This window comes from Ensifer sp. LC384, from assembly GCF_001695865.1.
GTDB lineage: Bacteria > Pseudomonadota > Alphaproteobacteria > Rhizobiales > Rhizobiaceae > Ensifer.
Genome location: NZ_MBST01000007.1, coordinates 18,287 through 40,832, shown reverse-complemented (window position 1 = coordinate 40,832; position 22,546 = coordinate 18,287). Strand labels below are relative to the sequence as shown.

Annotated in this window: 23 protein-coding genes, 2 tRNA genes and 1 pseudogene; 17 read left to right on the top strand and 9 right to left on the bottom strand. The window is 62.4% G+C overall.

Annotated features, from left to right (window positions below; translation table 11 throughout):
- Positions 1 to 11 precede the first annotated feature (11 nt).
- A complete protein-coding gene (locus tag BC363_RS08320) occupies positions 12 to 404 on the bottom strand; it encodes a DUF3995 domain-containing protein (RefSeq protein WP_244519823.1) in 393 nt (130 codons plus the stop codon).
- A 79-nt stretch (positions 405 to 483) separates the two neighbouring features.
- On the bottom strand, positions 484 to 885 hold the full coding sequence (locus tag BC363_RS08315) for a hypothetical protein (protein WP_065782353.1): 402 nt from the start codon (positions 883 to 885) through the stop codon (positions 484 to 486).
- 84 nt (positions 886 to 969) lie between these two features.
- Here BC363_RS08315 and BC363_RS08310 point away from each other — a divergent pair, with 84 nt between their 5' ends.
- The gene (locus BC363_RS08310; protein WP_065782355.1) at positions 970 to 1,551 is read left to right on the top strand and encodes a TetR/AcrR family transcriptional regulator; all 582 of its coding nucleotides are present in this window, start codon (positions 970 to 972) and stop codon (positions 1,549 to 1,551) included.
- 4 nt (positions 1,552 to 1,555) lie between these two features.
- Here the strand turns inward: BC363_RS08310 and BC363_RS08305 are convergent, their stop codons facing one another.
- Complete coding sequence (locus BC363_RS08305) at positions 1,556 to 2,104, bottom strand: HdeD family acid-resistance protein (protein WP_065782357.1); 549 nt, start codon at positions 2,102 to 2,104, stop codon at positions 1,556 to 1,558.
- Between the two features lie 146 nt (positions 2,105 to 2,250).
- On the opposite strand from BC363_RS08305, the gene betI reads away from it, so the two are divergent.
- From betI to betA, 4 genes are all read left to right on the top strand, one after another.
- Positions 2,251 to 2,853: a transcriptional regulator BetI gene (betI, locus tag BC363_RS08300; RefSeq protein WP_053250702.1), complete on the top strand. Its 603-nt coding sequence runs from the start codon at positions 2,251 to 2,253 to the stop codon at positions 2,851 to 2,853.
- The gene (betC, locus tag BC363_RS08295) at positions 2,850 to 4,385 is read left to right on the top strand and encodes a choline-sulfatase (protein ID WP_065782359.1); all 1,536 of its coding nucleotides are present in this window, start codon (positions 2,850 to 2,852) and stop codon (positions 4,383 to 4,385) included. The genes betI and betC overlap by 4 nt, the downstream gene beginning before the upstream one ends.
- Position 4,386: 1 nt before the next feature.
- On the top strand, positions 4,387 to 5,850 hold the full coding sequence (betB, locus tag BC363_RS08290) for a betaine-aldehyde dehydrogenase (RefSeq protein ID WP_065782360.1): 1,464 nt from the start codon (positions 4,387 to 4,389) through the stop codon (positions 5,848 to 5,850).
- A gap of 215 nt (positions 5,851 to 6,065) precedes the next feature.
- Entirely contained in the window at positions 6,066 to 7,715 is a 1,650-nt protein-coding gene (betA, locus tag BC363_RS08285; protein WP_065782361.1) for a choline dehydrogenase, read from the top strand.
- Between the two features lie 132 nt (positions 7,716 to 7,847).
- Here betA and BC363_RS08280 read toward each other — a convergent pair whose 3' ends face one another.
- Positions 7,848 to 8,327, bottom strand: a complete 480-nt coding sequence (locus tag BC363_RS08280) for a DUF2214 domain-containing protein (RefSeq protein WP_065782363.1) — start codon at positions 8,325 to 8,327, stop codon at positions 7,848 to 7,850.
- Positions 8,324 to 8,713 carry a DUF6152 family protein gene (locus BC363_RS08275; protein WP_065782433.1) on the bottom strand — a complete coding sequence of 130 codons (390 nt, stop codon included), beginning with the start codon at positions 8,711 to 8,713 and terminating at the stop codon, positions 8,324 to 8,326. The genes BC363_RS08280 and BC363_RS08275 overlap by 4 nt, the downstream gene beginning before the upstream one ends.
- A 393-nt stretch (positions 8,714 to 9,106) precedes the next feature.
- On the opposite strand from BC363_RS08275, the gene BC363_RS33345 reads away from it, so the two are divergent.
- From BC363_RS33345 to BC363_RS08245, 6 genes are all read left to right on the top strand, one after another.
- Positions 9,107 to 11,017, top strand: coding sequence for a methyl-accepting chemotaxis protein (locus BC363_RS33345; protein ID WP_083223448.1), 1,911 nt, complete (start codon positions 9,107 to 9,109; stop codon positions 11,015 to 11,017).
- A gap of 259 nt (positions 11,018 to 11,276) precedes the next feature.
- Positions 11,277 to 12,032 (top strand): phosphoadenylyl-sulfate reductase, encoded by a 756-nt coding sequence (locus BC363_RS08265; protein WP_065782365.1) that lies wholly within the window; start codon positions 11,277 to 11,279, stop codon positions 12,030 to 12,032.
- 46 nt (positions 12,033 to 12,078) lie between these two features.
- On the top strand, positions 12,079 to 13,032 hold the full coding sequence (cysD, locus tag BC363_RS08260; protein WP_065782367.1) for a sulfate adenylyltransferase subunit CysD: 954 nt from the start codon (positions 12,079 to 12,081) through the stop codon (positions 13,030 to 13,032).
- Entirely contained in the window at positions 13,032 to 14,537 is a 1,506-nt protein-coding gene (gene cysN / locus BC363_RS08255) for a sulfate adenylyltransferase subunit CysN (protein WP_065782369.1), read from the top strand. The genes cysD and cysN overlap by 1 nt, the downstream gene beginning before the upstream one ends.
- 151 nt (positions 14,538 to 14,688) lie before the next feature.
- The gene (locus tag BC363_RS08250; RefSeq protein WP_065782371.1) at positions 14,689 to 14,880 is read left to right on the top strand and encodes a hypothetical protein; all 192 of its coding nucleotides are present in this window, start codon (positions 14,689 to 14,691) and stop codon (positions 14,878 to 14,880) included.
- A 1,135-nt stretch (positions 14,881 to 16,015) separates the two neighbouring features.
- The gene (locus BC363_RS08245) at positions 16,016 to 16,195 is read left to right on the top strand and encodes a hypothetical protein (RefSeq protein ID WP_065782435.1); all 180 of its coding nucleotides are present in this window, start codon (positions 16,016 to 16,018) and stop codon (positions 16,193 to 16,195) included.
- Positions 16,196 to 16,472: 277 nt separating this feature from the next.
- On the opposite strand, the pseudogene BC363_RS08240 reads toward BC363_RS08245, so the two are convergent.
- Positions 16,473 to 16,778, bottom strand: a pseudogene (locus BC363_RS08240) (hypothetical protein); the annotation flags it as partial.
- Between the two features lie 210 nt (positions 16,779 to 16,988).
- Positions 16,989 to 17,065, bottom strand: a tRNA-Pro gene (locus BC363_RS08235).
- A 470-nt stretch (positions 17,066 to 17,535) separates the two neighbouring features.
- Here BC363_RS08235 and BC363_RS08230 point away from each other — a divergent pair.
- Complete coding sequence (locus BC363_RS08230) at positions 17,536 to 17,970, top strand: hypothetical protein (protein WP_065782373.1); 435 nt, start codon at positions 17,536 to 17,538, stop codon at positions 17,968 to 17,970.
- Positions 17,971 to 18,281: 311 nt separating this feature from the next.
- Here the strand turns inward: BC363_RS08230 and BC363_RS08225 are convergent.
- A tRNA-Gln gene (locus BC363_RS08225) sits at positions 18,282 to 18,356 on the bottom strand.
- A gap of 213 nt (positions 18,357 to 18,569) precedes the next feature.
- On the opposite strand from BC363_RS08225, the gene BC363_RS08220 reads away from it, so the two are divergent.
- Genes BC363_RS08220 through BC363_RS08210 form a run of 3 tightly spaced genes read left to right on the top strand, consistent with a single transcriptional unit; the run spans position 18,570 to position 20,262 of the window.
- Positions 18,570 to 18,866, top strand: a complete 297-nt coding sequence (locus BC363_RS08220; protein ID WP_065782375.1) for a cupin domain-containing protein — start codon at positions 18,570 to 18,572, stop codon at positions 18,864 to 18,866.
- A 17-nt stretch (positions 18,867 to 18,883) separates the two neighbouring features.
- Positions 18,884 to 19,807 carry an MBL fold metallo-hydrolase gene (locus tag BC363_RS08215; RefSeq protein WP_065782377.1) on the top strand — a complete coding sequence of 308 codons (924 nt, stop codon included), beginning with the start codon at positions 18,884 to 18,886 and terminating at the stop codon, positions 19,805 to 19,807.
- Between the two features lie 2 nt (positions 19,808 to 19,809).
- Entirely contained in the window at positions 19,810 to 20,262 is a 453-nt protein-coding gene (locus BC363_RS08210; RefSeq protein WP_065782379.1) for a thiol-disulfide oxidoreductase DCC family protein, read from the top strand.
- A gap of 21 nt (positions 20,263 to 20,283) precedes the next feature.
- Here BC363_RS08210 and BC363_RS08205 read toward each other — a convergent pair whose 3' ends face one another.
- Entirely contained in the window at positions 20,284 to 21,192 is a 909-nt protein-coding gene (locus BC363_RS08205; protein WP_065782381.1) for a DUF1499 domain-containing protein, read from the bottom strand.
- Between the two features lie 260 nt (positions 21,193 to 21,452).
- Between BC363_RS08205 and BC363_RS08200 the strand changes: the two genes are divergently transcribed.
- Together BC363_RS08200 and BC363_RS08195 are read left to right on the top strand one after the other, a co-directional pair.
- Positions 21,453 to 21,842: a hypothetical protein gene (locus tag BC363_RS08200; RefSeq protein ID WP_065782382.1), complete on the top strand. Its 390-nt coding sequence runs from the start codon at positions 21,453 to 21,455 to the stop codon at positions 21,840 to 21,842.
- A gap of 358 nt (positions 21,843 to 22,200) precedes the next feature.
- Entirely contained in the window at positions 22,201 to 22,482 is a 282-nt protein-coding gene (locus BC363_RS08195) for a hypothetical protein (protein WP_053250681.1), read from the top strand.
- The last annotated feature ends 64 nt before the right edge of the window (positions 22,483 to 22,546 follow it).

The window sequence follows — 22,546 nt, the reverse complement described above, 5'->3', positions numbered from 1 at the left end:
TCTCTGCAGGTTCAGGCGAGAGCAAGAACGAGGACATAGCCGACACCGATAACCAGGCACAAAGGCCCATAGAAACGCCGGTCGAGAGTGGCGAAAGGCTGCTGCGGATGGCGGCCACGGAAAATCGGTGTGAACGCAAGGACGCCGCGGACAAGAAAAATAGCGGCGAGCAGCACCATTCCCATCCACACCAAGCTCGCCGGCAAGATCGATGGCACACCAGAAACGAATATCAGTGGCAACAGGCCTGCAACGAAGATCAGGATTGCGACCAACACCGTCAAGCCGGCGGGCGGCATGGTTTCCAAGCCGGACGCGCCGACGACGGTTTTCGCCAGGGACGCTTCATCGTGACCCGGCCAGAGGCCACCCCAAGCCCAATAGGCGTGAAGAACGGCAATCACCGAAAGAACAAGGCAAATTGCCGAAGCAGACACAAGTGATACCAACTTATCCTCCGTCGCAAGGTTCGGGCTGCTGCGCTCAGGCGGCCAACTTGCGCAGCTTCAAAGGCGTTGAACGCAACCCCACCAGTGCCAGAGCGGAGATCAGCAGGAACACGATCCATTGCGGCGTCTGCCAGAGGGTGCCGACATAGACGAGCCCGTAGCCGATAAAGAGGCCGGCATAGGCGAGATACTGCGCCACCACGGCACCGGCGAGCGCCTGCCGATGGCGGCGGGCGGCCGATGCCCAAAGCAAGGCGACGCTGTTGACGGCAAGGACGGCGGTCGTCGCATGCCAAAGCAGCGACACATAGACCTTGAGGACGGGCGAAATGTCAGCCGCAAGCAACGGATCGTGCACGTCGGGCCCACCCGCCAGCACATGAATGCCTGTGGTCAAAAATGAAAGTGCCGCTGCCGAAAGGAGCCAAAGGTTCATGGTCTCATCTCCAAAACTCACCATACGGTAGCGTATGTACGCACACCTGTTGCGCGAGTCAATACGGTGGCGTATGGATGCGACATGGCGACGAAAACCTCACTTTCGAGCGATGACTGGATCAAGGCGGCCTTCCGTGCGCTGTCGAGCGGAGGCGTGCAGGCAATCAGGGCCGAAGCGATCGCGCGCGACCTGAAGGTCAGCAAGGGGTCGTTCTACTGGCATTTCAAGGATGTGCCGGATCTCAAGGCGCAGATGCTCGCGCATTGGTCCAGCCAAGCCACGGATGCGATCATCGCGGATGTCGAAGCGAACGACGGGTCGGGGCGCGAACAGCTGAGGCTGCTGGTTGAGGCTGCCACCGACGATCGCAACCTCGCCTATGGTGGCGTCCGTACGGAAGGTGCAATCCGCGAATGGGCGCGTTACGACAGCGCCGCTGCAGCGGCGCTCAAGGCGGTCGACCAGCGGCGGCTCGCCTATGTCGCCGAACTGTTTGAGCGATGCGGCTTTTGCACCGCCTTTAGCCGAAGCGGCGCAAACATTCTCTATGGCGCCCTGATCGGGCTGGAGGCGCTCGCCTCAGGCGAGCTCGCCGATCTGCGCGCTGACATGCTTGCGCTGCTGGCAGCACTTCTCCAGGGTGGCGACAGCTCACAAGCCTAGCGGCTCAGCCCTTCGCCAAAACCCCGAAGGCGATCAGCGACAGGCCCTGCATCACCAGATCGACCGCCAGGAACAGGCCGAGGATCCACAGGCTGTTGACCGGCCAACCGGCAGCAATGATCAGGCCGGCGGCGAGCGTGACCAGACCGCCGAGCGCGACCCATCCCCAGCCCTGGATCGGCCGCAGCTTGAAGCTGACCCAGATGCGGAAGCAACCGGCAACGATCAGCGCGATGGCCATCAGGAAGGTGAGGACGGACGAGGCCAGCACCGGATTGATGAAGGCGAAAAGCCCGGCAACGGCGTAGCAGGCGCCGCTCAGCACCCAATAGAGCACGCTATCCCAGCCTTTGACCTGGAAGGCATGGGCAAGATTGAACAGGCCGCCGATCAGCATGATCAGCCCGACATAATAAACCGAGGCCACCGTCGCCATCAGCAGGTTGCCGAAGGCAAGACCGCCGCACATGATCAAGAGCACGCCGAGCGCGACGAACCATCCCCATTTGCCGGCAACCGCCGCCTTGCCAGCCGGATCGAATGCATCGGTCATTTCAACCTCCAGTCCTTCGAGTATCCAGAACGCTACCAGCGGATTGAGCCGGATTTCTCTGCAAAAAGAAAGAGAAAACATCGCAGATTTTTATTGATTGATGAGTCAATCAAAAATAAACTGATCATCATCAAGGGAGATGGCGGATGCCCAAGGTCGGAATGGAGCCTGTGCGCCGCAAGGCGCTGGTGGATGCGGCGCTGCGCGTGATCGGCGATCAGGGCACGCTCGCCGTCACCATGTCCGAGATTGCCCGCAATGCCGGCGTCTCCCCAGCGCTTGCCCATCACTATTTCGGCAGCAAGGAGCAATTGCTGATCGAGACAGTCCGCAGCCTTCTAAGACAGCTGCGCGACGATACGGTGACGGCGTTGAGCGTAGCGGCAACGCCGCGCGAGAAGCTTAGCGCATTGATCCGCGTCTCGTTCCAGGCAAGCCAGTTTGCGCCCGATACCATCGCCGCGTGGCTTGCCTTCTATTCCGAAGCGCAGCGCTCAGAAGACGTGCGCCGCTTCCTCGTCGTCTATGCCCGCCGGCTACGCTCCAACCTGATGGCGAGCCTCAAGGCGCTTTGCCCTGTCGATGACGCGGAACGCATCGCGGAAGGCGCAGCTGCGATGATCGACGGGCTCTACATCCGCCAGAGTCTGCGCTCCGCGCCGATCGGCATCGAGGCCTCGATCGCGTTGACGGAAGACTACGTCACCTCGCATCTTGACCAGCTCCACCGCCAAGGACGGGCCATATGACCGCCAGACCGAATATCCTGATCATCATGGTCGATCAGCTGAACGGAAAGCTCTTTCCCGACGGCCCGGCGGAATTCCTGCATGCGCCGAACCTGAAGAACCTTGCCGCCCGCTCCGCCCGCTTTCGCAACAACTACACCTCGTCGCCGCTCTGCGCGCCGGCCCGCGCCTCGTTCATGGCCGGTCAGTTGCCGAGCCGCACCCGCGTCTACGACAATGCCGCCGAATACCAGTCCTCGATCCCGACTTACGCGCACCATCTGCGCCGCGCCGGCTATTACACGGCGCTGTCGGGCAAGATGCATTTCGTCGGCCCGGACCAATTGCACGGCTTCGAAGAGCGCCTGACCACCGACATCTATCCCGCCGATTTCGGCTGGACGCCGGATTATCGCAAGCCGGGCGAGCGCATCGACTGGTGGTACCACAATCTCGGATCGGTCACAGGCGCCGGCGTTGCCGAGATCACCAACCAGATGGAGTATGACGACGAGGTCGCCTTCCTCGCCAACCAGAAGCTCTACCAGCTGTCGCGCGAGAACGACGATGACAGCCGCCGCCCCTGGTGCCTGACCGTGTCCTTCACTCACCCGCACGACCCCTATGTCGCACGCAAGAAATTTTGGGACCTGTACGAAAATTGCGAGCATCTGCTCCCCGAAGTCGGCATGTTGCCGGACGAAGAGCAGGACCCGCATTCCAAACGCATCATGCATTCCTGCGACTACGTCAATTTCGACCTCACGGAAGACAACATCCGCCGCTCGCGTCGCGCCTATTTCGCCAATATTTCCTACCTCGACGAGAAGGTCGGCGAACTCATTGACACGCTGACGCGCACCCGGTTGCTCGACAACACGCTGATCCTCTTCTGCTCAGACCATGGCGACATGCTCGGCGAGCGCGGCCTGTGGTTCAAGATGAACTTCTTCGAAGGCTCGGCGCGCGTGCCCCTGATGGTCGCCGGCCCCGGCGTCGCGCCCGGCCTGCACTTGGCACCGACATCGAACCTCGACGTGACGCCGTCGCTTTGCGACCTTGCCGGCATCTCGATGGACGAGGTGAAGCCCTGGACGGACGGCATCAGCCTCGTGCCTGTCATCAACGGCGAGGAGCGCACGGAACCGGTGTTGATGGAGTATGCGGCGGAAGCCTCCTACGCGCCACTGGTCGCCATTCGCGAGGGGAAATGGAAATTTATCCACTGCGCGCTCGACCCGGATCAGCTCTATGATCTCGAAACCGATCCGCTGGAGCTGAAGAACCTGGCCGCCAGCCCAGAAACGCCGGTGCTGGCGGCGACGCTCAATGCGTTTCGCGACATGTGCGCCGCCCACTGGGACATGGAGGCCTTCGATGCCGCCGTGCGTGAAAACCAGGCACGGCGCTGGGTGGTCTACGAGGCGCTGCGGAACGGCGCCTACTATCCGTGGGACCACCAGCCGCTGCAAAAGGCATCCGAGCGCTACATGCGCAACCACATGAACCTCGACAATCTCGAGGAATCGAAACGCTATCCGCGGGGAGAATGACATGAGAGCCCAACCGCAAGCCTCGCACTTCATCGACGGCGAGTATGTCGAGGACATCGCCGGCACCGTCATCGAGAGCATCTATCCGGCAACCGGCGAGGTGATCGCCCGGCTGCACGCGGCAACGCCCGCCATCGTCGAAAGGGCGATCGCCGCTGCCAAGCGCGCACAGCCGGAGTGGGCCGCCATGAGCCCGACCGCCCGTGGTCGCATCTTGAAGCGTGCCGCCGAGATCATGCGCGAGCGCAACCGCGAGCTTTCCGAGCTTGAGACGCTCGACACCGGCAAGCCGATCCAGGAGACCATCGTCGCCGACCCAACCTCAGGCGCCGACTCGTTCGAGTTCTTCGGCGGCGTCATCGCCACCGCGCTCAACGGCGACTACATCCCGCTCGGCGGCGACTTCGCCTATACCAAGCGGGTGGCCCTCGGCGTCTGCGTCGGTATCGGCGCCTGGAACTATCCGCAGCAGATCGCCTGCTGGAAGGGCGCACCGGCGCTTGCTGCCGGCAATGCCATGGTCTTCAAGCCATCGGAAAACACCCCGCTCGGCGCCCTGAAGATCGCCGAGATCCTGATCGAGGCCGGTCTTCCCAAGGGTCTCTACAACGTCATCCAGGGCGATCGGACGACCGGTCCGCTGCTCGTCAATCACCCTGACGTCGCCAAGGTCTCGCTTACCGGCTCGGTGCCGACCGGCCGCAAGGTCTACGAGGCCGCCGCTGCCGGCCTTCGCCACGTGACGATGGAGCTTGGCGGCAAGTCGCCGCTGATCGTCTTCGACGACGCCGACCTCGAAAGCGCCATCGGCGGCGCCATGCTCGGCAACTTCTATTCCACCGGCCAGGTCTGCTCGAATGGCACCCGCGTTTTCGTGCAGAAGGGCATCAAGGATCAATTCCTTGATCGCCTTAAGGCGCGCACCGAAGCGATCGTCATCGGCGATCCGATGGACGAGGCAACCCAGCTCGGTCCGATGGTGTCAGGAGCGCAACGCGACAAGGTCTTCTCCTATATCGAAAAGGGCAAGTCAGAGGGTGCGCGTCTCGTCACCGGCGGCGGCATTCCGAATGCGGTCAGCGCCGACGGCACCTATATCCAGCCGACGGTCTTTGCCGACGTCACCGACGACATGACCATCGCGCGCGAAGAAATCTTCGGCCCCGTCATGTGCGTACTCGACTTCGAAGACGAGGCGGACGTCGTCGCGCGCGCCAATGCCACCGAGTTCGGCCTGTCGGCCGGCGTCTTCACCGCGGACATCACCCGCGCCCACCGCGTCGTCGACCAACTCGAAGCCGGCACGCTCTGGATCAATACCTATAACCTCGCTCCTGTCGAAATTCCCTTTGGCGGCTCGAAGCAATCCGGCTTCGGACGCGAGAATTCCGTGGCTGCGCTCAACCATTATAGCGAATTGAAGACCGTCTATGTCGGCATGGGGCCGGTGCAGGCGCCGTATTGAGATTGAGGCTTGCCCCTCACCCTAACCCTCTCCCCGCTTGCGGGGAGAGGGGACGCGACCCGATCGCCGGGCCGCACGAGGGGTAGCGCATCGGGACGTCAGAGAGGGAACGGGGCGTGACTGCAAAGTCCCTTCTCCCCGCCTGCGGGGCGAAGGTAGCGGCAGCCGGATGAGAGGCATGCCGAGGGCATTCAGCTAGAAGAAAGACCACGCTTATGCAGGCAGATTACATCATCATCGGTTCCGGCTCCGCCGGTTCGGCGCTCGCCTACCGCCTCTCCGAAGACGGCGAGCACACGGTGCTGGTGCTGGAATTCGGTGGTTCGGATATCGGCCCCTTCATCCAGATGCCGGCGGCGCTCGCCTGGCCGATGAGCATGAAGCGTTACAACTGGGGCTATCTGTCCGAACCAGAGGCGAACCTCAACAACCGGCGCATCACCGCGCCGCGCGGCAAGGTGATCGGCGGCTCGTCGTCGATCAACGGCCTCGTCTATGTGCGCGGCCATGCGGAAGACTTCAACCGCTGGGAGGAACTCGGCGCGCGCGGCTGGGCCTATGCGGACGTCCTTCCCTATTTCAAGCGCATGGAACATTCGCATGGCGGCGAAACCGGCTGGCGCGGCACTGACGGGCCGCTGCACGTCAAGCGCGGCCCGGTTCACAACCCGCTGTTCCACGCCTTCATCGAAGCGGGCAAGCAGGCGGGCTTCGAACTTACCGACGACTACAACGGTTCGAAGCAGGAAGGCTTCGGGCTGATGGAGCAGACCGTCTGGCAGGGCCGGCGCTGGTCGGCGGCCAACGCCTATCTGAAGCCGGCGCTCAAACGCCGGAATGTCTCGCTTACGCGCTGTTTCGCCCGCCGCATCATCATCGAGAACGGCCGGGCGACCGGCGTCGAGATCGAGCGCGGCGGCAAGATCGAGATCGTCAAGGCGAACCGCGAGGTGATCGTCTCGGCTTCATCGTTCAACTCGCCCAAGCTCCTGATGCTCTCCGGCATCGGCCCGGCCCAGCACTTGAAGGACATGGGTATAGAGGTCAAGGTCGACCGACCGGGCGTCGGGCAGAACCTCCAGGACCATATGGAATTCTACTTCCAGCAGATCTCGACCAAGCCGGTCTCGCTCTATTCCTGGCTGCCCTGGTTCTGGCAGGGGGTCGCCGGTGCACAGTGGCTGATCTTCAAGAAGGGCCTCGGCATCTCCAACCAGTTCGAGGCCTGCGCCTTCCTGCGCTCCGCACCCGGCGTCAAGCAACCGGATATCCAGTACCATTTCCTGCCGGTGGCGATCAGCTATGACGGCAAGGCGGCCGCCAACACGCACGGTTTCCAGGTGCATGTCGGCTACAATCTCTCGAAGTCGCGCGGCAACGTCACGCTGCGCTCCTCCGACCCGATGGTCGATCCGGCCATCCGCTTCAACTATATGAGCCACCCGGAGGACTGGGAGAAGTTCCGTCACTGCGTGCGCCTCACCCGCGAGATCTTCGGCCAGAAGGCCTTCGATCACTATCGCGGCCCGGAAATCCAGCCGGGTGAAAATGTCCAGAGCGACGACCAGATCGACGAATTCCTGCGCGAGCATCTCGAAAGCGCCTACCATCCCTGCGGCACCTGCAAGATGGGCGCGAAGGACGATCCGATGGCGGTCGTCGATCCGGAAACCCGTGTCATCGGCGTCGACGGCCTTCGCGTCGCCGATAGCTCGATCTTCCCGCACGTGACCTACGGCAACTTGAACAGCCCCTCGATCATGACCGGCGAAAAGGCGGCCGACCACATTCTCGGCAAGCAACCCCTCGCCCGATCGAACCAGGAACCGTGGATCAACCCGCGCTGGCAGGTCAGCGACAGATAGAGTCGCCTGATAGCCCCGCCAGCTTGACGACGATCGGAAGACGCCGGACTGCCGTTGGTACATGGTGGGACCGGCAGAGCAAGGACGCGTGATCGCAGAACATCGAGGTGCAGACGACGGCCAGCGGCAGTTTCAGAGGAAGCCGATCCAGCGCCCGGCCAGAACCGCGCTCGGCCACACGATGAGGGAGACGCCGGCTGACAGCCGGACAGAGTTTGCCACCGGGCCGCCGCGCGCGACGGCCCGCCAGGCGCCGCCCATATGCACACTGGCGGCGTTGGCGGCGCCGATCCCAAGCAGACCAATCTTTGCGAGGAAGGCAGCATTCGTGACATAGGCCGACGGCCGCACGCTGAAGAGGCAGAAGCCGGTCACGATCGCCAGGGCCAGACCGACCGCGGCAGCGCGTGAAAGAAACGGTCCGAGCACTTCAAGTGACATGTTGCCGAAAAAACCGAGCAGCCGCAGATCCAGAGGCACGATCGCGCCAACCAGAAGGCCAATCGCCAGAATATGGGTCGCGTTGACGACGAGGTAGAAGGTCGCAGATCGCCGCATGGCCGAAGCTACGGGCCAGGCGGCGAGCCACTCCAGCAGCTCCGCCGCGCTCATCCACCGGTCCGGATACGGTCCGGATAGATGTCGAATGTCTTGCCGGCCACCGTGACGCGAACCGCCTTCATGCGCTTCTCGTTTGGATCGAGCGAGCGATTGCCCAGAGCCACGATCCGATCGCCGACCTTGGCGACACCTTCGACAAAGCCGGACCGCTCCGTCTGTCTGGGATTGCCCAGCTCGACGCGCCAGAGCCCGTCCTTTTCGGTTTCGACCTGAAGCGTTGGATGTGGCGGCGCCATCGAAATCTCGCGGATCGTGCCGGCAAGTTCGATCTGGTCCGCCTCGGCCCAGGACCACCCGTGATGGGCATAGGCGCCAGTGACCAGAAGCATTGCAACCATGCTTCCGGCAAAAGCGCGGCGAGGAAAGGACGCGAACATCTTCCACTCCTTCATTTGCCTTGGAGCCCGCAGATTGAACTCGAAGCGCCGGATGGGAAAGCGTCTGCCATTCAACAATTCTTGAGCAACCCCGGTCATCAGACAATTGACGCGTCGTCACTTTCCGCAGCTCTCGAACTGAAGGTTGCATTATTCTTGTTCAGCAGCTTAAAATTTAGCCATTTTTAATCTCCGGTTGTTATGTCTATATGAGACGGAGCGAACGCTTGGCGAATGTGCCATGACGGCAATTTGCTGCATGTTTTTGCGTGCTCCATCGGACCATCGTCATCTCCCTTGCCAAGGCAAGCACGCCAACTGATGTCCTCGCGGCGCGTCCGCAGTCATCGGACGCGGACGAATTTGCCTTGCGGGCAACCGAAGAGCGTTCCCATGACAATCAAATCGCGCCTGCTCGTGTGTTTGTCGCTGCTCGCCGTGGCCATGCTGGTCATGATCGTCACGGCATTCAATGCGATGACTTCGATTTCCAAACGCACGGAATCCATCGTTGCCGATCGGTTGGTACCGGTCGACCAGTTGAAGACGGTGTCGGACATGTATGCCGTCGAAATCGTCGATTCGACCCACAAGGTGCGAAGCGCCGCCCTCGGTTGGGGGGCGGGCAAGGAGGCGATCACTGCTGCGCTTTCCACTATAGACATGCAATGGCGCGCCTACGAGGCGACCAGATTGACGCCTGAGGAAAAGGAGCTCGCGGAGAGCTTCGACAGCGCTCGCGCGGCCAGCGACGCTTCGATCCGCGATCTCATGCAGATCCTGGATCGCCAGGACAAGGCGGAACTCGAGCGCTTCGTCGATACCCGGCTCTACGCCGCGGTCGATCCCCTCGCCGTACCGATCAGCGAGTTGATCAAGCTGCAGCTTTCCGAAGCGAACAACGAACTCAAGGCTGCCAAGGCCGAAAAGGACAATCTGACCCTCTGGCAAACCGTCATCGCCGGATTCGCACTGGCAATACTCGCGGCAACGGTGTGGTTCGTCATCTCGGGCCTTTTCCGGCCGTTGACAAACCTGCGCGAGGCCATGCGCCAGCTGGCCGCCGGCAATCTCAAGGCGGCGATATCAGGTGAAGGGCGCCGGGACGAGATCGGCCAGATGGCCGGCGCCGTCGCCGTCTTCCGCGACAACGGGCTTGAACGGCAAAGACTGGAGCAGGAAGCGGAGGCAAACCGCTTGCTTTCGGAGCGCGAACGCGAACAGCGCGAGGCACAAAAGGCCCGGGAAACAGCAGAAGTCCAGGCGGCCGTCGAAGCGCTGGCCTTCGGCCTAGGTCGCCTTGCCAAAGGCGACCTTACCTATCGCATCGGCGCAGCACTTGCCGATCGGCTGGACGCGCTTCGCACCAACTTCAACAGTTCGGTCGCCAATCTCGAGGATGCCCTGCGCTCCGTCGGCGACAACGCCCGCAGCATCAATGCCGGCGCCGGCGAGATCCGCTCGGCGGCAGGCGACCTGTCGAAACGGACCGAACAGCAGGCGGCCTCCGTCGAAGAGACGGCCGCAGCACTCGACCAGATCGCAACGACCGTGGCGGATGCCAGCCGGCGCGCGCAGGAGGCCGGAAGCCTGGTGGCCAGAACCCGCGGCGCGGCGGAAAAATCCGGCGAAATCGTCGGCAATGCCGTCACCGCCATGAGCGGGATCGAGGCCTCCTCCCGTGAGATCTCCGGCATCATCGGCGTCATCGACGACATTGCCTTCCAGACCAACCTGCTGGCGCTCAATGCCGGCGTCGAAGCGGCCCGCGCCGGTGAGGCCGGCAAAGGGTTTGCCGTTGTTGCGCAGGAGGTGCGCGAACTCGCCCAACGCTCGGCGCAGGCCGCCAAGGAGATCAAGGTCCTCATTGCCACCTCCGGCGCCCAGGTCAAGTCCGGCGTCAGCCTGGTTCGCGAGACCGGAGCGGCGCTTGAGGGCATCATTGCCGAGGTGCAGGAAATCAGCGCGCATGTGACGGCCATCGTCGAAAGCGCCCGCGAACAGGCGGCCGGCATCCAGCAGATCAACACGGCCGTCAATTCGATCGACCAGGGCACCCAGCAGAATGCGGCGATGGTGGAGCAGTCGACGGCGGCAAGCCACAGCCTCGCCCGCGAGGCCGGTGCGCTCAACGATCTGCTGATGCGCTTCAAGACCGGCAGCGAGCGCCAGGCACCCACGTCTGTCACAGCCACCACGACAATGCGGGAGGCCGCGCACTCCCCTGTCCATGCTCTCGGCCGTAAACTGGCGGGCACCTTCGGCGGCAAGGTGCAGCAGGCCGCCAACTGGACCGAATTCTGAGTGCTACCCCGGGGGCGCCGAGCAAGCGCGTCCCCGGGGTAGAGCTGCAAATGACAGCGGATGCGGCTCAAAGGCTGGACATCAGCGACCGCGAATTGAAGTATAAAGTCTAGTATTTTACTAGCTTATCTTGTGTTTTTCACCGCTTTTCGATCTGAGAGGCAGATTTGCTCCAAACGCGCAGCATTAGAAACCGCTATTTCTGTTCCTTGTCACACGCGGCTGCGATATTCCGGTGAAGTTGGAACAGGACGCAGCCATGACCACGTCACCCCTCGACGCCACCGCAAAAGCTCTGAACGAAGCGCTTGAACGCCTGGATCTCGCAGGGCGTCTGGCGCTCGTTGCCGGCCTTGAAGGTCGCACCGTCTTTACGACGTCGCTCGGCATCGAAGATCAGGTGATCACGGCCGTCATCGGCAAGAACAAGCTGGCGATCGATGTTGCCACGCTTCAAACCGGTCGCCTCTTCAATGAGACCGTGGCGCTGATCGACGAGACGGAAGAGACCTACGGCATCCTGATCAAGCGTTACCATCCGGAAAAGGCCGACGTCGACGCCTATGCGGCGCAGTATGGCCTCAACGGTTTTTACGACAGCGTCGAGGCCAGGCATGCCTGTTGTGACGTGCGCAAGCTGAAGCCGCTTGCGCACGCACTCGAGGGCGCAAGCTACTGGGTGACGGGACTTCGCCGCGGCCAGTCCGGCAACCGGGCGGCGACCCCCTTTGCCGAAGCGGATACTGAGCGCGGCCTGATCAAGATCAATCCGCTGGCCGACTGGGACATCGAAACCATTCGCACCTACGTCGCCGCCAACGCGGTCCCGGTAAACCCGCTGCATGCGCGCGGTTACCCCTCGATCGGCTGCGAGCCCTGTACCCGCGCCATCAAGCCGGGCGAGCCCGAACGGGCCGGCCGCTGGTGGTGGGAAAACGACGAGAAGCGCGAATGCGGGCTTCACGTCGCGGAGACTGCCAGCTCCACCATCCCGACTTCGAGCAGCGCCGCCTGAGGGCTGGCGCGCTCCTCCCAAGACAAAGATCCTCCCGGAGACTGAAATGCCTCATACCCATCCGGAAACGGAACTGCACAATCCGCAGAGCGCCAAGCCGCCGCTTGACCCGCATCTGAAGGCGCTCGAAAACGAAGCGATCCACATCTTCCGCGAAGTGGCCGCCGAGTTCGAGAGGCCGGTGATGCTTTATTCGATCGGCAAGGATTCCTCGGTGCTGCTGCATCTGGCGCGCAAGGCCTTCTATCCCGGCCGCGTCCCCTTTCCGCTGCTGCACGTCAACACCGGCTGGAAATTTGCCGAGATGATCGCGTTTCGCGACGAGATCGTGAAGCGCTACGACCTCGACCTGATCGAGCACGTCAACCCGCGCGGTGCCGCCGAGAGCGTCACGCCGTTCAGCCACGGTTCGGCGCTCTATACCGACATCATGAAGACCGAGGCGCTGCGCCAGGCGCTCGACGCCGGCCAGTACGACGCTGCCTTCGGCGGCGCGCGCCGCGACGAAGAGGCCTCGCGCGCCAAGGAGCGCATCTACTCCTTCCGCACCCCCGACCATCGCTGGGATCCGCGCAACCAGCGCCCGGAGCTTTGGAACGTCTATAACGGCATGGTGCGCAAGGGCGAGAGCGTGCGCGCCTTCCCGCTGTCGAACTGGACCGAAGTCGACATCTGGCGTTACATCCAGGCCGAAGACATTCCGATCGTGCCGCTTTATTTCGCCAAGAAGCGCCCGGTCGTCGAGCGCGACGGCATGATGATCCTTGCCGAAGATCAGCGTCTCGAACTGCTGCCGGGTGAAACCAAGCGCGACGAAGTGATCCGCTTCCGCACGCTCGGATGCTTCCCGCTGACCGGCGCCATCCGCTCCGGCGCCACGTCGCTCGACGACATCATCTCCGAACTTGAAACCGCGACCGTATCCGAACGCCAGGGCCGCGCCATCGACCGCGACCAATCCGGCTCGATGGAAAAGAAGAAACGCGAAGGATATTTCTGATGACCGCACCAGCAACCGCGAATGCCGTTCAGGATGACGCAGCCGGCCAGCTTCTGGCGTTTCCGGCCCCCGAAACGGCACGCGCAACGCGCGACAGCCGCCCCCTTCGCCTCATCACCTGCGGTTCGGTCGACGACGGGAAATCGACGCTGATCGGCCGGCTGCTTTGGGACACCAAGGCGGTCAAGGAAGATCAGGCGGCAACGCTGAGGCGTGATTCCAGCGGCAAGCAGAACGATCTGGGTCTGCCGGATTTTGCACTTCTGCTCGACGGCCTCCAGGCCGAACGCGAGCAGGGCATCACCATCGACGTTGCCTATCGCTATTTCTCCACCGACAAGCGCTCCTTCATCGTCGCCGACACGCCCGGCCACGAGCAGTACACGCGCAACATGGCAACCGGCGCCTCGACGGCCGACCTCGCGGTGTTGCTGGTCGACGCCCGCGTCGGCCTGCTCGAACAGACCCGGCGGCACGCCACGATCGCGACCCTGATGGGCATCAAGCAGTTCGTTCTGGCGGTCAACAAGATCGATCTGACGGACTACGACCGCGCCCGGTTCGAGCAGATCAGTCACGAGTTTCGCGAACTGGCGCTGTCGCTCGGCGTGCGCCAGGTGACGGCAATTCCGCTTTCGGCGCTGAAGGGCGAGAACGTCGTTTATGACGGCCGCGCTTCGATGCCCTGGTACGATGGCCCGACACTGGTCGAGGTGCTTGAACTGGCGACGACACGCTCCGCCCAGACCGTCGGCTTCCGCCTGCCGGTGCAGCGCGTCTCGCGCCCGGGCGAAAGCTTCCGCGGCTACCAGGGAACGGTTGCCGGCGGCTCGGTCAAGCCGGGCGACAGCGTCGTGATCCTGCCCTCGGGCATGGTCGCCAACGTCACCAAGATCGTTACCTTCGACCTCGTGCGCAACGCGGCGGTTGCCGGCGATGCCATCACGCTGGTGCTCGACCGCCAGGTCGACGTTTCGCGCGGCGACATGATCGTCGCCATCGACAGCCAGCCGCTGACGGGCCTTGCCTTCGACGCGCAGATCGTTGCGCTGCAGCCGGACGGCATCCAGCCGGGCAAGCGCTACTGGCTGAAGAGCGGCAGCCGCCGCCAGCGTGTCCAGGTGCAGCCGGCAAGCCAGCTGGACCTGAAGACGGGCAAATGGGAACACGCCGAGCAGTTGTCGATGAACGCGATCGGCAAGGTTCACCTTGCCTTCGACGAACAGGCGATTTTCGATCCCTACGAGCAGAACCGGACGACGGGCGCCTTCATCCTGATCGACCCCGACACCAACAACACGGTGGCCGGCGGCATGATCACGGCCAAGCGCTCGGCGCTCGGCGGCATCCATACGGAAGACGCCCGTGTGATCCTGTCGCTGCCGGCCGATCTTGCCGATCAGCTGATGGCAACCGAGCTGTTCGCGGGTCGTCGCGAGGACGCCGAAGTGCGTCGCGTCAGCGCCGGCAAGGCGAGCGAGATCATCGACACGATCGACGGCTGACCGCCGGTCAACCAGGATCAGAAAAGGGCCCCTTCGGGCCCTTTTCCGTTTCTCCATCTCTGTTCGACACCTCGCCAAATTGCTCCGACGCATCTTTCCGAAACAGCCTGCCGCGCTATTTCGCAAGGACCGGGAAGGAGGAGCAGCCACGATGCTGGACCATGAACGGGAAGAGGTGCCGCGCCGAGGCTTTCTTGGGCGCGCCGTGACGATCGAGGCCTTCGCACGAAAGTATCGGCTCGACGCGGAGGAGACAGAACGGCTTCAGAGCCAGTTTGGCCCCACAGCCGGCGAGATCGAGTTGCTGCAGGCCGCGCGGCGTAATGGAATGCCGGAGGAGTAACATCACCTGCGCCGAAATGCCTTTACAGTGCTGCGCGCCAGATATGACGCGCAGCACTGTAGAACTTTGATCTTGCTGCATAATTTTCCGCTTAAATCGATTTCGATTTAAGGAATAATGCAGTAATTCACGACCGCTGCTCGATGCTCGGAAGCACCATCGTCAGCGGAGCGGGATCTGCGTGCTGCCAAAGCTGGTAGCCGACCACGCTGCCAAGGATAGCAGACCATATGGCGATCTCGCGAAATGTGAATATCGGTTCCTTCAACATCTGAGCCTCACGGGGAGAACGATTGTTGAATGCAATATCGCCTTTATTGTTCACCCCGATAAGACATCACCCAGTGAACAGGCCGTTTCAAATTGAACAATAACGGAGCGTAACGCGTTGGGCGCACATGCGCTTCCCCTACGCCGCCGTCGCGTCACCGGCTACAGCCTCGATACCCCGAACGCGCGGCTTGAATTTGTCGATCTGCATCCGCAGGGATCAGACGCCGGCACGGCTAGCGCTTCGGATGCAGGGATGGAGACTGCCCCTCACCCAAGGCTTCCGCCGCCGCGATAACGATCGGGAGATCGCAGTCCTCGCGATGACGAAAGCGGGATTGTCCCGAAATGGGACGCCTCCCGAAATTGCTTCACCTTGATCGGCGGTCGCGAAATACGTGCCTTCAAATTCGCGGACGTATTTGTAAGTTGGCGCGTCGATCATGATGATCGATAGGGCTGTTTCATCGTTTCCGAACGTCTGGGACAGTCCGCCTGACCATGGATCCGCCCAGGCTCCGGCTACAGCGCCGCGCGTCTTTAAGACGCGCCAAGGTCGCTGTAACACTTTGAATTGCTGCATAATTCCTTAAATCGATTCCGATTTAAGGAATTATGCAGTAGGCAACAAGAAAGGGCCCTTACGAGCCCTCTCCTGTCATCTACTGTACAATTCTCGATCAGCGCGTACTGACGCCGGCTCGGCGCCCTGGCCTGTCGCATCGACATGCCCAAGAAGCGGCCGGATGTCCCGACCTTGTGCCGGTCAAGCGATGACAAACCAGATGCATATGGACATCAGCCGCATCATGCGGATATCAGGCAGTTCTCACGCGACGACGCGCAGCATCTCAGGGAGACGAAGATGACCACGGACAAAAAACCGGAAACGACCGTGACCGTCGAGAAACGACTGAACGGCAAATGGTGCTTTGTCGTCAAGTATCGCGGCGTCACACACCCGGCACAGGGAAACTTTTCCTCGATGCTGCAGGCGCAGGCAATCGGCCAATCCTTCCTGAAGGCTCTGGAAAAACAGGGCTGAGAATGCCGGCCGGTCGATGCGGCCACATACAGCGCCGCGCGTCAAACATGACGCGCTAAGGACGCTGCAACGCTTTAAACTTGCTGCATAATTTATCCTTGAATCGATTCCGATTTAAGGAATTATGCAGTAGCCGCGCTGACCGGAGCCCTTCGCTTGCCGCCCCGTCAGGTTGCACGACGGCAGCGAGCCGTCCACCATGCAATTCTGCCTCCACCATCTCGAATGGATTTGAGGATCATTTCGCAATCGGGCAGCCAGAGATGCTGCCTGACGACTATTCCGTCGCCGAGCGGATGATGTTGCAGAGACCGTCGCGCACGATGTCCTTGGAGGTCATCTGCCCGGCCTGGATATCAAAGATGGCATCGACGCGCGTGCCGGAGCCACGCTTGCGGGCGACGACGCGCAAAGTCTGGATCCGGCCCGAACCCGTCGTTTCCTGAAATGCGTCAACTGTGCCGAGCGACTTGTTGACCTTGATGCCCGAGAACCCTTCGGCGGCAACGCCCTGGGCAAGTCGCTGCAACGCGGTTTCAGGTTTCAGCATGGCGAATTCCTACCAGGTCTTGTAGCTGATGGCGCGCCGGAGGGAATTGGACGACCACCATGGGACTTGAAGAAGACGTTGAACCAGAGAGCGATCGGCGGCCTGCCCCGAATCTGGAGCAAGCCTATCGGCGTGAGAGACGGGCTTTTTACAAAGCACGGCCTGCGTGCGCTGAAAACGTCCGCAATCGGTCCGCATCAAGATACGGGCCGAACAGAATATGAATTAAGGGATTGATTTAGCTGGTCGGAGTGAGAGGATTCGAACCTCCGACCCCCACGTCCCGAACGTGGTGCGCTACCAGACTGCGCTACACTCCGTGACCAGCGGCGCCTCTATAGAACAGGCTTTTGGATTGCACAAGCGCCTATTGCGAAAAACTTCTCGGCCTCGCCAAAAAAACTGGAGCAGTGGAAAACCAAGGCAGGAATCGGGGCCGGCTCCCTCGCCTGCACAGTTGTCGGCAGCACAAGCAACCAGCCTCGTCGACGCCGTTGCCAACGGCCGTCCCTCGACAGAACGATTCGCATCGATATGTGGAACGGTTTCCCATGCCCGTAGCGGCGGCTGATCAGATCGAAATCCGCCCCAACGGATCACGTTGCGGTGAGCTTGCCGGGCCAAATAGGGACTTTCTGCAACGCTTCGCATTTTCCTGAAACAGAATGCAGACGGCGGATTTTCTTTGCCGGCTTTTGGCGCTAGAGGCTCAACGGAAAGCGCGCAAACCCAGGGGATTGGGGCCGGCGCGCCACGCCTATTTCAGAACGAGAGCCAAAGGGACGAAAACATGAACTTCCGCATGATGACGGTGGCAGGCCTCGCGCTTGCGCTCGCAGGCTGCACCACGACGACGGCGATTTCCAGAAACGCGGTTGAATCGCGTTGGCTCGGCCAGCCGGCCGGCGGCTTCTTCGCCCAGTATGGTCCCCCGCTTTCCGACGTCGAAAGCGGCAGCTCCACCGTCTACAACTGGAAGGGCGGCTACAAAACCCGCAAGGTTGCGGCCCAATACGAAACCGGCAAGGACGGCAAGCGCGGCAAGCGTATCTCCCCGGCCCGCACGGAATATCTGAGCTGCTCGGTGCAGCTGACCGTCTCTTCCGACTACGTCATCCGCTCGATCCGCTTGGTCGGCGACCACAAGCGCGCCAACGGCCCGAGCTGGTGCGAAGAATTCCTCGGCAGCGCCAAGGCGGAGAAGCCGGCAGCACAGGCAAGCTGACAACCGGCGCATCGCGAGACACTCCAGACCCCGCCAATATCAATTGGCGGGGTCTTCGTTTGCGCGCCGGCCAGACGCGAAGCGAGCGGCGTCCGCCACAGCAGCCCGCGCGCGGATGGAGACGGCCCAAAAAGTTCGTGGCCCGATTGATCGATACTGACGCCAACTGGCGGCTACCTGCCCCGAGAACTTCACAAACACCAGGGGTTCAGGTCATGCGCGGATAGCGCCGACATCCATCGTTAAGGGCAGGTCCCGACGGGGTATTCCGAGACGAGACAGGAGACAGAAAGTTGCCGAAAGGAAAAATGTGGCTGGGGCGCCTGGATTCGAACCAGGGGATGGCGGTACCAAAAACCGCTGCCTTACCGCTTGGCTACGCCCCAACGGAGTTGGCGGGAAATATTCTCGCCAAATCGAGCGCCTGATTAGCAAAGCTCGTGCCGCGTCACAATGATTAAGTTTGCGGTTTGAGCGGTTTTGCCGGGTTTGTTCACCCGCATTCGCTTTGCCCCCGGCCAAACGCCGGTGCCTGGCACCACGCCGCCCTTCCCTTCGCGACTGTCACCTCCTATTCTCCGGCGCGAATGGAGACCCCCATGAGCCAGTTTCGTGCCCGTCCGCCCGCCGTGCCCAGCATTCTCGTTGACGATGCGGTGGTGCGCATTACCCGATGGGACTTCGAGCCCGGCGCCGATACCGGCCATCATGTCCATGGCCTCGGCTATGTGGTCGTGCCGATGACCGATTGCCAGTTCCTGCTGGAGGAAGAAGGCGGCAGCCGGCGGGTGGACATCGCCAAGGGGGCGGCCTACCGGCGCGAGGCCGGCATGGCGCACAATGTCGTCAATGCCGGCAGCCGGCCGATGTCGTTCATCGAGATCGAATACAAGTGAAGGCCAGGAAAAGACGCATGCAAAGCCCCGACTTCGACCTCGATTTCAAGCCGGCGTATGGCGAGGCCGTGACGGTTGCCGACGGCGTTCAGCGCATCACGGTCAACAATCCCGGCCCTTTCACCTTTCACGGCACCAACAGCTACATCGTCGGCAATCGCTCGGTGGCGGTGATCGATCCAGGCCCGGACGATGAAGCGCATTTTCAGGCGTTGATGGCGGCGCTCAAAGGCCGGGAGGTAACCCACATCGCCGTCAGCCACACCCACCGCGATCACTCGCCACTGGCGCGGCGGCTGAAGGCCGCGACTGGGGCACCGATCGTCGGCGAAGGGCCACACCGCGCCGCCAGACCTTTGCATGAAGGCGAGATCAACCCCTTCGCCGAGAGTTCCGATATGGAATTTTCGCCCGACATCGTTCTTGCCGATGGCGGGCGGATCGAAGGTGACGGCTGGGCGCTGACGGGGCTTGCCACCCCCGGCCACACCGCCAACCATATGGCGTTTGCGCTCGATGGCACCGGCACCGTGTTTTCCGCCGATCACGTCATGGCCTGGGCGACGACGATCGTCGCTCCGCCGGATGGCGCCATGGCGGACTACATGGCCTCGCTGGAGAAGCTGCTAACGCGCGACGACCGGCTGTATCTGCCCGGTCATGGCGGGCCTGTCATCGAGCCGGCATCGTTTCTCCGGGGGCTGCGCGCTCATCGCCGCATGCGGGAGCGCGCCGTGCTCGAACGCGTCCGGGCCGGCGACAGCAAGATCCCCGACATGGTCAAGGTGATCTATGCCTCGACCGACATCCGGCTGCATGGCGCGGCGGCCCTCTCCGTGCTCGCGCATCTTGAGGACCTGCTCGAACAGGGGCGCGTTGAGACCGATGGGCCGCCTTCCCTTTTCGGCGACTATCGCCTGGCGCCGGGAGGAGCCGGCTGAACATGCGGCAGCGAGCCCACAGCTACCGCGACGACCCGACGGTGCCGCACTTTCCCGACGATCGCCCGGTGATCGTCTTTGACGGCGAATGCATCTTCTGCTCGGGCTGGGTGCGTTTCATGCTGCAGCATGACCGGCAGGGGCGCTATCGCTACCTGACGGCGCAGTCGCCGCTCGGCCGGGCGCTCTACAGGCATTACGGCCTCGATACGGACAACTATGAAAGCAACATCCTGATCGAGAACGGCATTGCGCGTTTCAAGTCGGACGGATCGATCCGCACGCTTGCAGGGTTAGGCCTGCCATGGTCGCTGGTGAATATCTGTCGCATCCTGCCTGCGGCCCTTCGCGACCCGCTCTACGATCTCGTCGCGAAAAACCGCTATCGCATCGCCGGACGCCGCCAGACCTGCATGGTGCCGACGGCGGAAGAACGCGGGCGCTTCATCGCCTGAGACGCACGGCGCCTTGCTCGATCAATCGCCCGCGATGCCGAGCAGCTCCGCATCGAGCGCCCGCAGAAACTGATCGGCGAAGGCGGCGCCGATACCGAGATCGTGCCGACCGTAGCGAGACGCGACACGCAGGTCGACGAAAGTCGTTTCCGCTTCTTCGCGCAGACGGATCAGCACATCGAAACGAAAACCGGCAATCAGCGTGCGCCACTCTCCCTGAAGCACGACGTCGCTGGAACGCCGCCCAGGGATTGCGCCCTCGAGCGCCATTTCCGGCCGGGATTCCGGCACGGGTATGTTCTCCGGCTCTGTGGCGGCATCCGCCCCGGCATTCGGCCGGACCGCCAGATCCTCGAGATCGGCGCGCGTATTTTCAACGCCGAGTTCCTGCGTGATGCCGACGCGCGTCTTCTCGACGACATTGCGCACCCCCTGGAACACGCGGTCGAGCGCGCCGTCGTAACGCCGCCCGGTCAGACCGGGATAGGCAACGATCTGCGCTTCGCGATCCTCGGGCGTCATCGCCGGATTGCGCTTCAGCCAGCTCTCTTCCGTCTGCGGAACCTTCAGCCACGGCGGCGGCGTCACCGTGTCGGTGCTGACATCGTAGATCACCGGTCGGGTCAGATACTGCGCGACGCCGAAACCGATGAAACCGAGCGGCGGCGCGGCATAGACAAGGGCCGAGGCGGAGGCGATACCGCCGATCGCAGCAACCTGCCAAAGTCGAGCGAGCCCGACCACGGCAAGCAGGACGCCGAGCAGCGCAAAGGCACCGGAAAGTCCGACCAATCCGAGGAAATGCGGCGTCGTCAACGGGCCGAACCGGTGCGCAAGCAGGGACAGTGCGAAGATCGCAAAGGCGATGCGGGCAAAGCGGCGCGCCCAATGGGCGGCATAGGAATAGGGGCGCTCGTACCGGACTATCATGTAACGGAATCAATCCCCTGCATCGAAACAGACCTGCATTCTTAGACCATGGCTGGGGCCGTGAAAACAGGCAATAGAGTGCGGCTGGAGACATGGGTTGAACGCAAGGCAAGCCTTGCCGCAAAATCGCCATTCTCGTTAACCACCTATCAGACATCAGGAATATGCCCGCACGGCGGCAAAGACCGCGGTGGATCATCAACCGGAGGCAATGGCCGACGCCTGGGAACGGATCCAGCACGGCAAGACGGAGAGACATCATGGTCGCATCGCAAGCAGCCGTGGCAACCGCCACCCACGCCGCACCGCCCCCACCGGCTGACGCCGGCATACCGATGGCACTGCTTGAGCTGGAGCTCTCCCTCGACAGCTTCTCCGGAAGCAAGGACGATTTCACCGCCTTCATCCGAACGATGGCCGACAATGTTGGCGGCGAATTTCTCTTTGCCTTGCCGGCTTCCGGCTTGATCGAGGACTGCCTGAGCATCGCCGTCCTTCGCCTCGGCGAGACCGAAGGCGACGCCGCGCCAATCCTGTTCGTTTGCCTTGAGGAAGAAGGCTCGACGATCCGGCTCGAGCACCCGGGCGAGAGTACCCAGGACCTGAAAAGCTTTGCCGAATCCTTTGTAGGCGTGCTCGAGCGCATGTGATTATCGGGGCGTGCGGAAACGGATTGACTGCTGGCTGCCGGCAGGCCCATCATGCCTCCATGCGATTGAATCGTGAATGCAAAATCCGTGTGGTGCGCCCCTGCCCGAGGCCCGGAATTCGGCTTGTGGCTGCGCCCAGACCTCGACCGGCGATTGCACGATCCGCCACGCCGGTCTTCCCGGCGATACCCGAAAAAATCAGGGTGGACACGACAGCCCTTCATGCGGCAGAGCTCTGTCCTGCAGGCGGCGGCAAAGACCTGAGCGACGCGGTGTGCCCGACCTCCTGACAAGGACGAGTTTCGAGCACAAGCAAAGACGATCTTTCGCCGAGCCGATCTGCATCCGCTCAGGAGGCATGAATACGATGAAAACCAAACTGCTGACCCTTGCCGCCGTCGGGCTGCTGCTTGCGGCCTGCCAGACGATGACGCCGGAAGAGCGGCGCGCCGCCGACGGCAACACCTGCGCCTCCTACGGCTTCCGGCGAGGCACCGATGCGTTCGCCACTTGCCTGCAACGCATCGAACTCGACCGCCGCGCCGAGGCGCGCAGCTTCCGCTACGACAACGATACGATGATGTGGGGCTGGAACCGCCCGGTCGTGATTGCGCGCCCGGTTATCGTGCAGGCAAACTAAAGCATGTCGCGCAAATGTGCGCAGCGGTTTTGCGATAACGACACGCGCAAAAATGAGAGCTTAA

Excerpts from the sequence above, each read along its gene's own strand:
- BC363_RS08315 (WP_065782353.1), bottom strand. The coding sequence starts at position 885 with ATGAACCTTTGGCTCCTTTCGGCAGCGGCACTTTCATTTTTGACCACA.
- betB (WP_065782360.1), top strand. The coding sequence starts at position 4,387 with ATGAGAGCCCAACCGCAAGCCTCGCACTTCATCGACGGCGAGTATGTC.
- BC363_RS08215 (WP_065782377.1), top strand. The coding sequence starts at position 18,884 with ATGCAAAGCCCCGACTTCGACCTCGATTTCAAGCCGGCGTATGGCGAG.
- BC363_RS08205 (WP_065782381.1), bottom strand. The coding sequence starts at position 21,192 with ATGATAGTCCGGTACGAGCGCCCCTATTCCTATGCCGCCCATTGGGCG.
- BC363_RS08195 (WP_053250681.1), top strand. The coding sequence starts at position 22,201 with ATGAATACGATGAAAACCAAACTGCTGACCCTTGCCGCCGTCGGGCTG.
- BC363_RS08310 (WP_065782355.1), top strand. The coding sequence starts at position 970 with ATGGCGACGAAAACCTCACTTTCGAGCGATGACTGGATCAAGGCGGCC.
- BC363_RS08275 (WP_065782433.1), bottom strand. The coding sequence starts at position 8,713 with ATGTTCGCGTCCTTTCCTCGCCGCGCTTTTGCCGGAAGCATGGTTGCA.
- BC363_RS08200 (WP_065782382.1), top strand. The coding sequence starts at position 21,453 with ATGGTCGCATCGCAAGCAGCCGTGGCAACCGCCACCCACGCCGCACCG.
- betA (WP_065782361.1), top strand. The coding sequence starts at position 6,066 with ATGCAGGCAGATTACATCATCATCGGTTCCGGCTCCGCCGGTTCGGCG.
- BC363_RS08210 (WP_065782379.1), top strand. The coding sequence starts at position 19,810 with ATGCGGCAGCGAGCCCACAGCTACCGCGACGACCCGACGGTGCCGCAC.
- cysN (WP_065782369.1), top strand. The coding sequence starts at position 13,032 with ATGACCGCACCAGCAACCGCGAATGCCGTTCAGGATGACGCAGCCGGC.
- cysD (WP_065782367.1), top strand. The coding sequence starts at position 12,079 with ATGCCTCATACCCATCCGGAAACGGAACTGCACAATCCGCAGAGCGCC.
- betC (WP_065782359.1), top strand. The coding sequence starts at position 2,850 with ATGACCGCCAGACCGAATATCCTGATCATCATGGTCGATCAGCTGAAC.
- BC363_RS08265 (WP_065782365.1), top strand. The coding sequence starts at position 11,277 with ATGACCACGTCACCCCTCGACGCCACCGCAAAAGCTCTGAACGAAGCG.
- BC363_RS08220 (WP_065782375.1), top strand. The coding sequence starts at position 18,570 with ATGAGCCAGTTTCGTGCCCGTCCGCCCGCCGTGCCCAGCATTCTCGTT.
- BC363_RS08305 (WP_065782357.1), bottom strand. The coding sequence starts at position 2,104 with ATGACCGATGCATTCGATCCGGCTGGCAAGGCGGCGGTTGCCGGCAAA.
- BC363_RS33345 (WP_083223448.1), top strand. The coding sequence starts at position 9,107 with ATGACAATCAAATCGCGCCTGCTCGTGTGTTTGTCGCTGCTCGCCGTG.
- BC363_RS08230 (WP_065782373.1), top strand. The coding sequence starts at position 17,536 with ATGAACTTCCGCATGATGACGGTGGCAGGCCTCGCGCTTGCGCTCGCA.
- BC363_RS08280 (WP_065782363.1), bottom strand. The coding sequence starts at position 8,327 with ATGAGCGCGGCGGAGCTGCTGGAGTGGCTCGCCGCCTGGCCCGTAGCT.
- betI (WP_053250702.1), top strand. The coding sequence starts at position 2,251 with ATGCCCAAGGTCGGAATGGAGCCTGTGCGCCGCAAGGCGCTGGTGGAT.
- BC363_RS08245 (WP_065782435.1), top strand. The coding sequence starts at position 16,016 with ATGACCACGGACAAAAAACCGGAAACGACCGTGACCGTCGAGAAACGA.
- BC363_RS08250 (WP_065782371.1), top strand. The coding sequence starts at position 14,689 with ATGCTGGACCATGAACGGGAAGAGGTGCCGCGCCGAGGCTTTCTTGGG.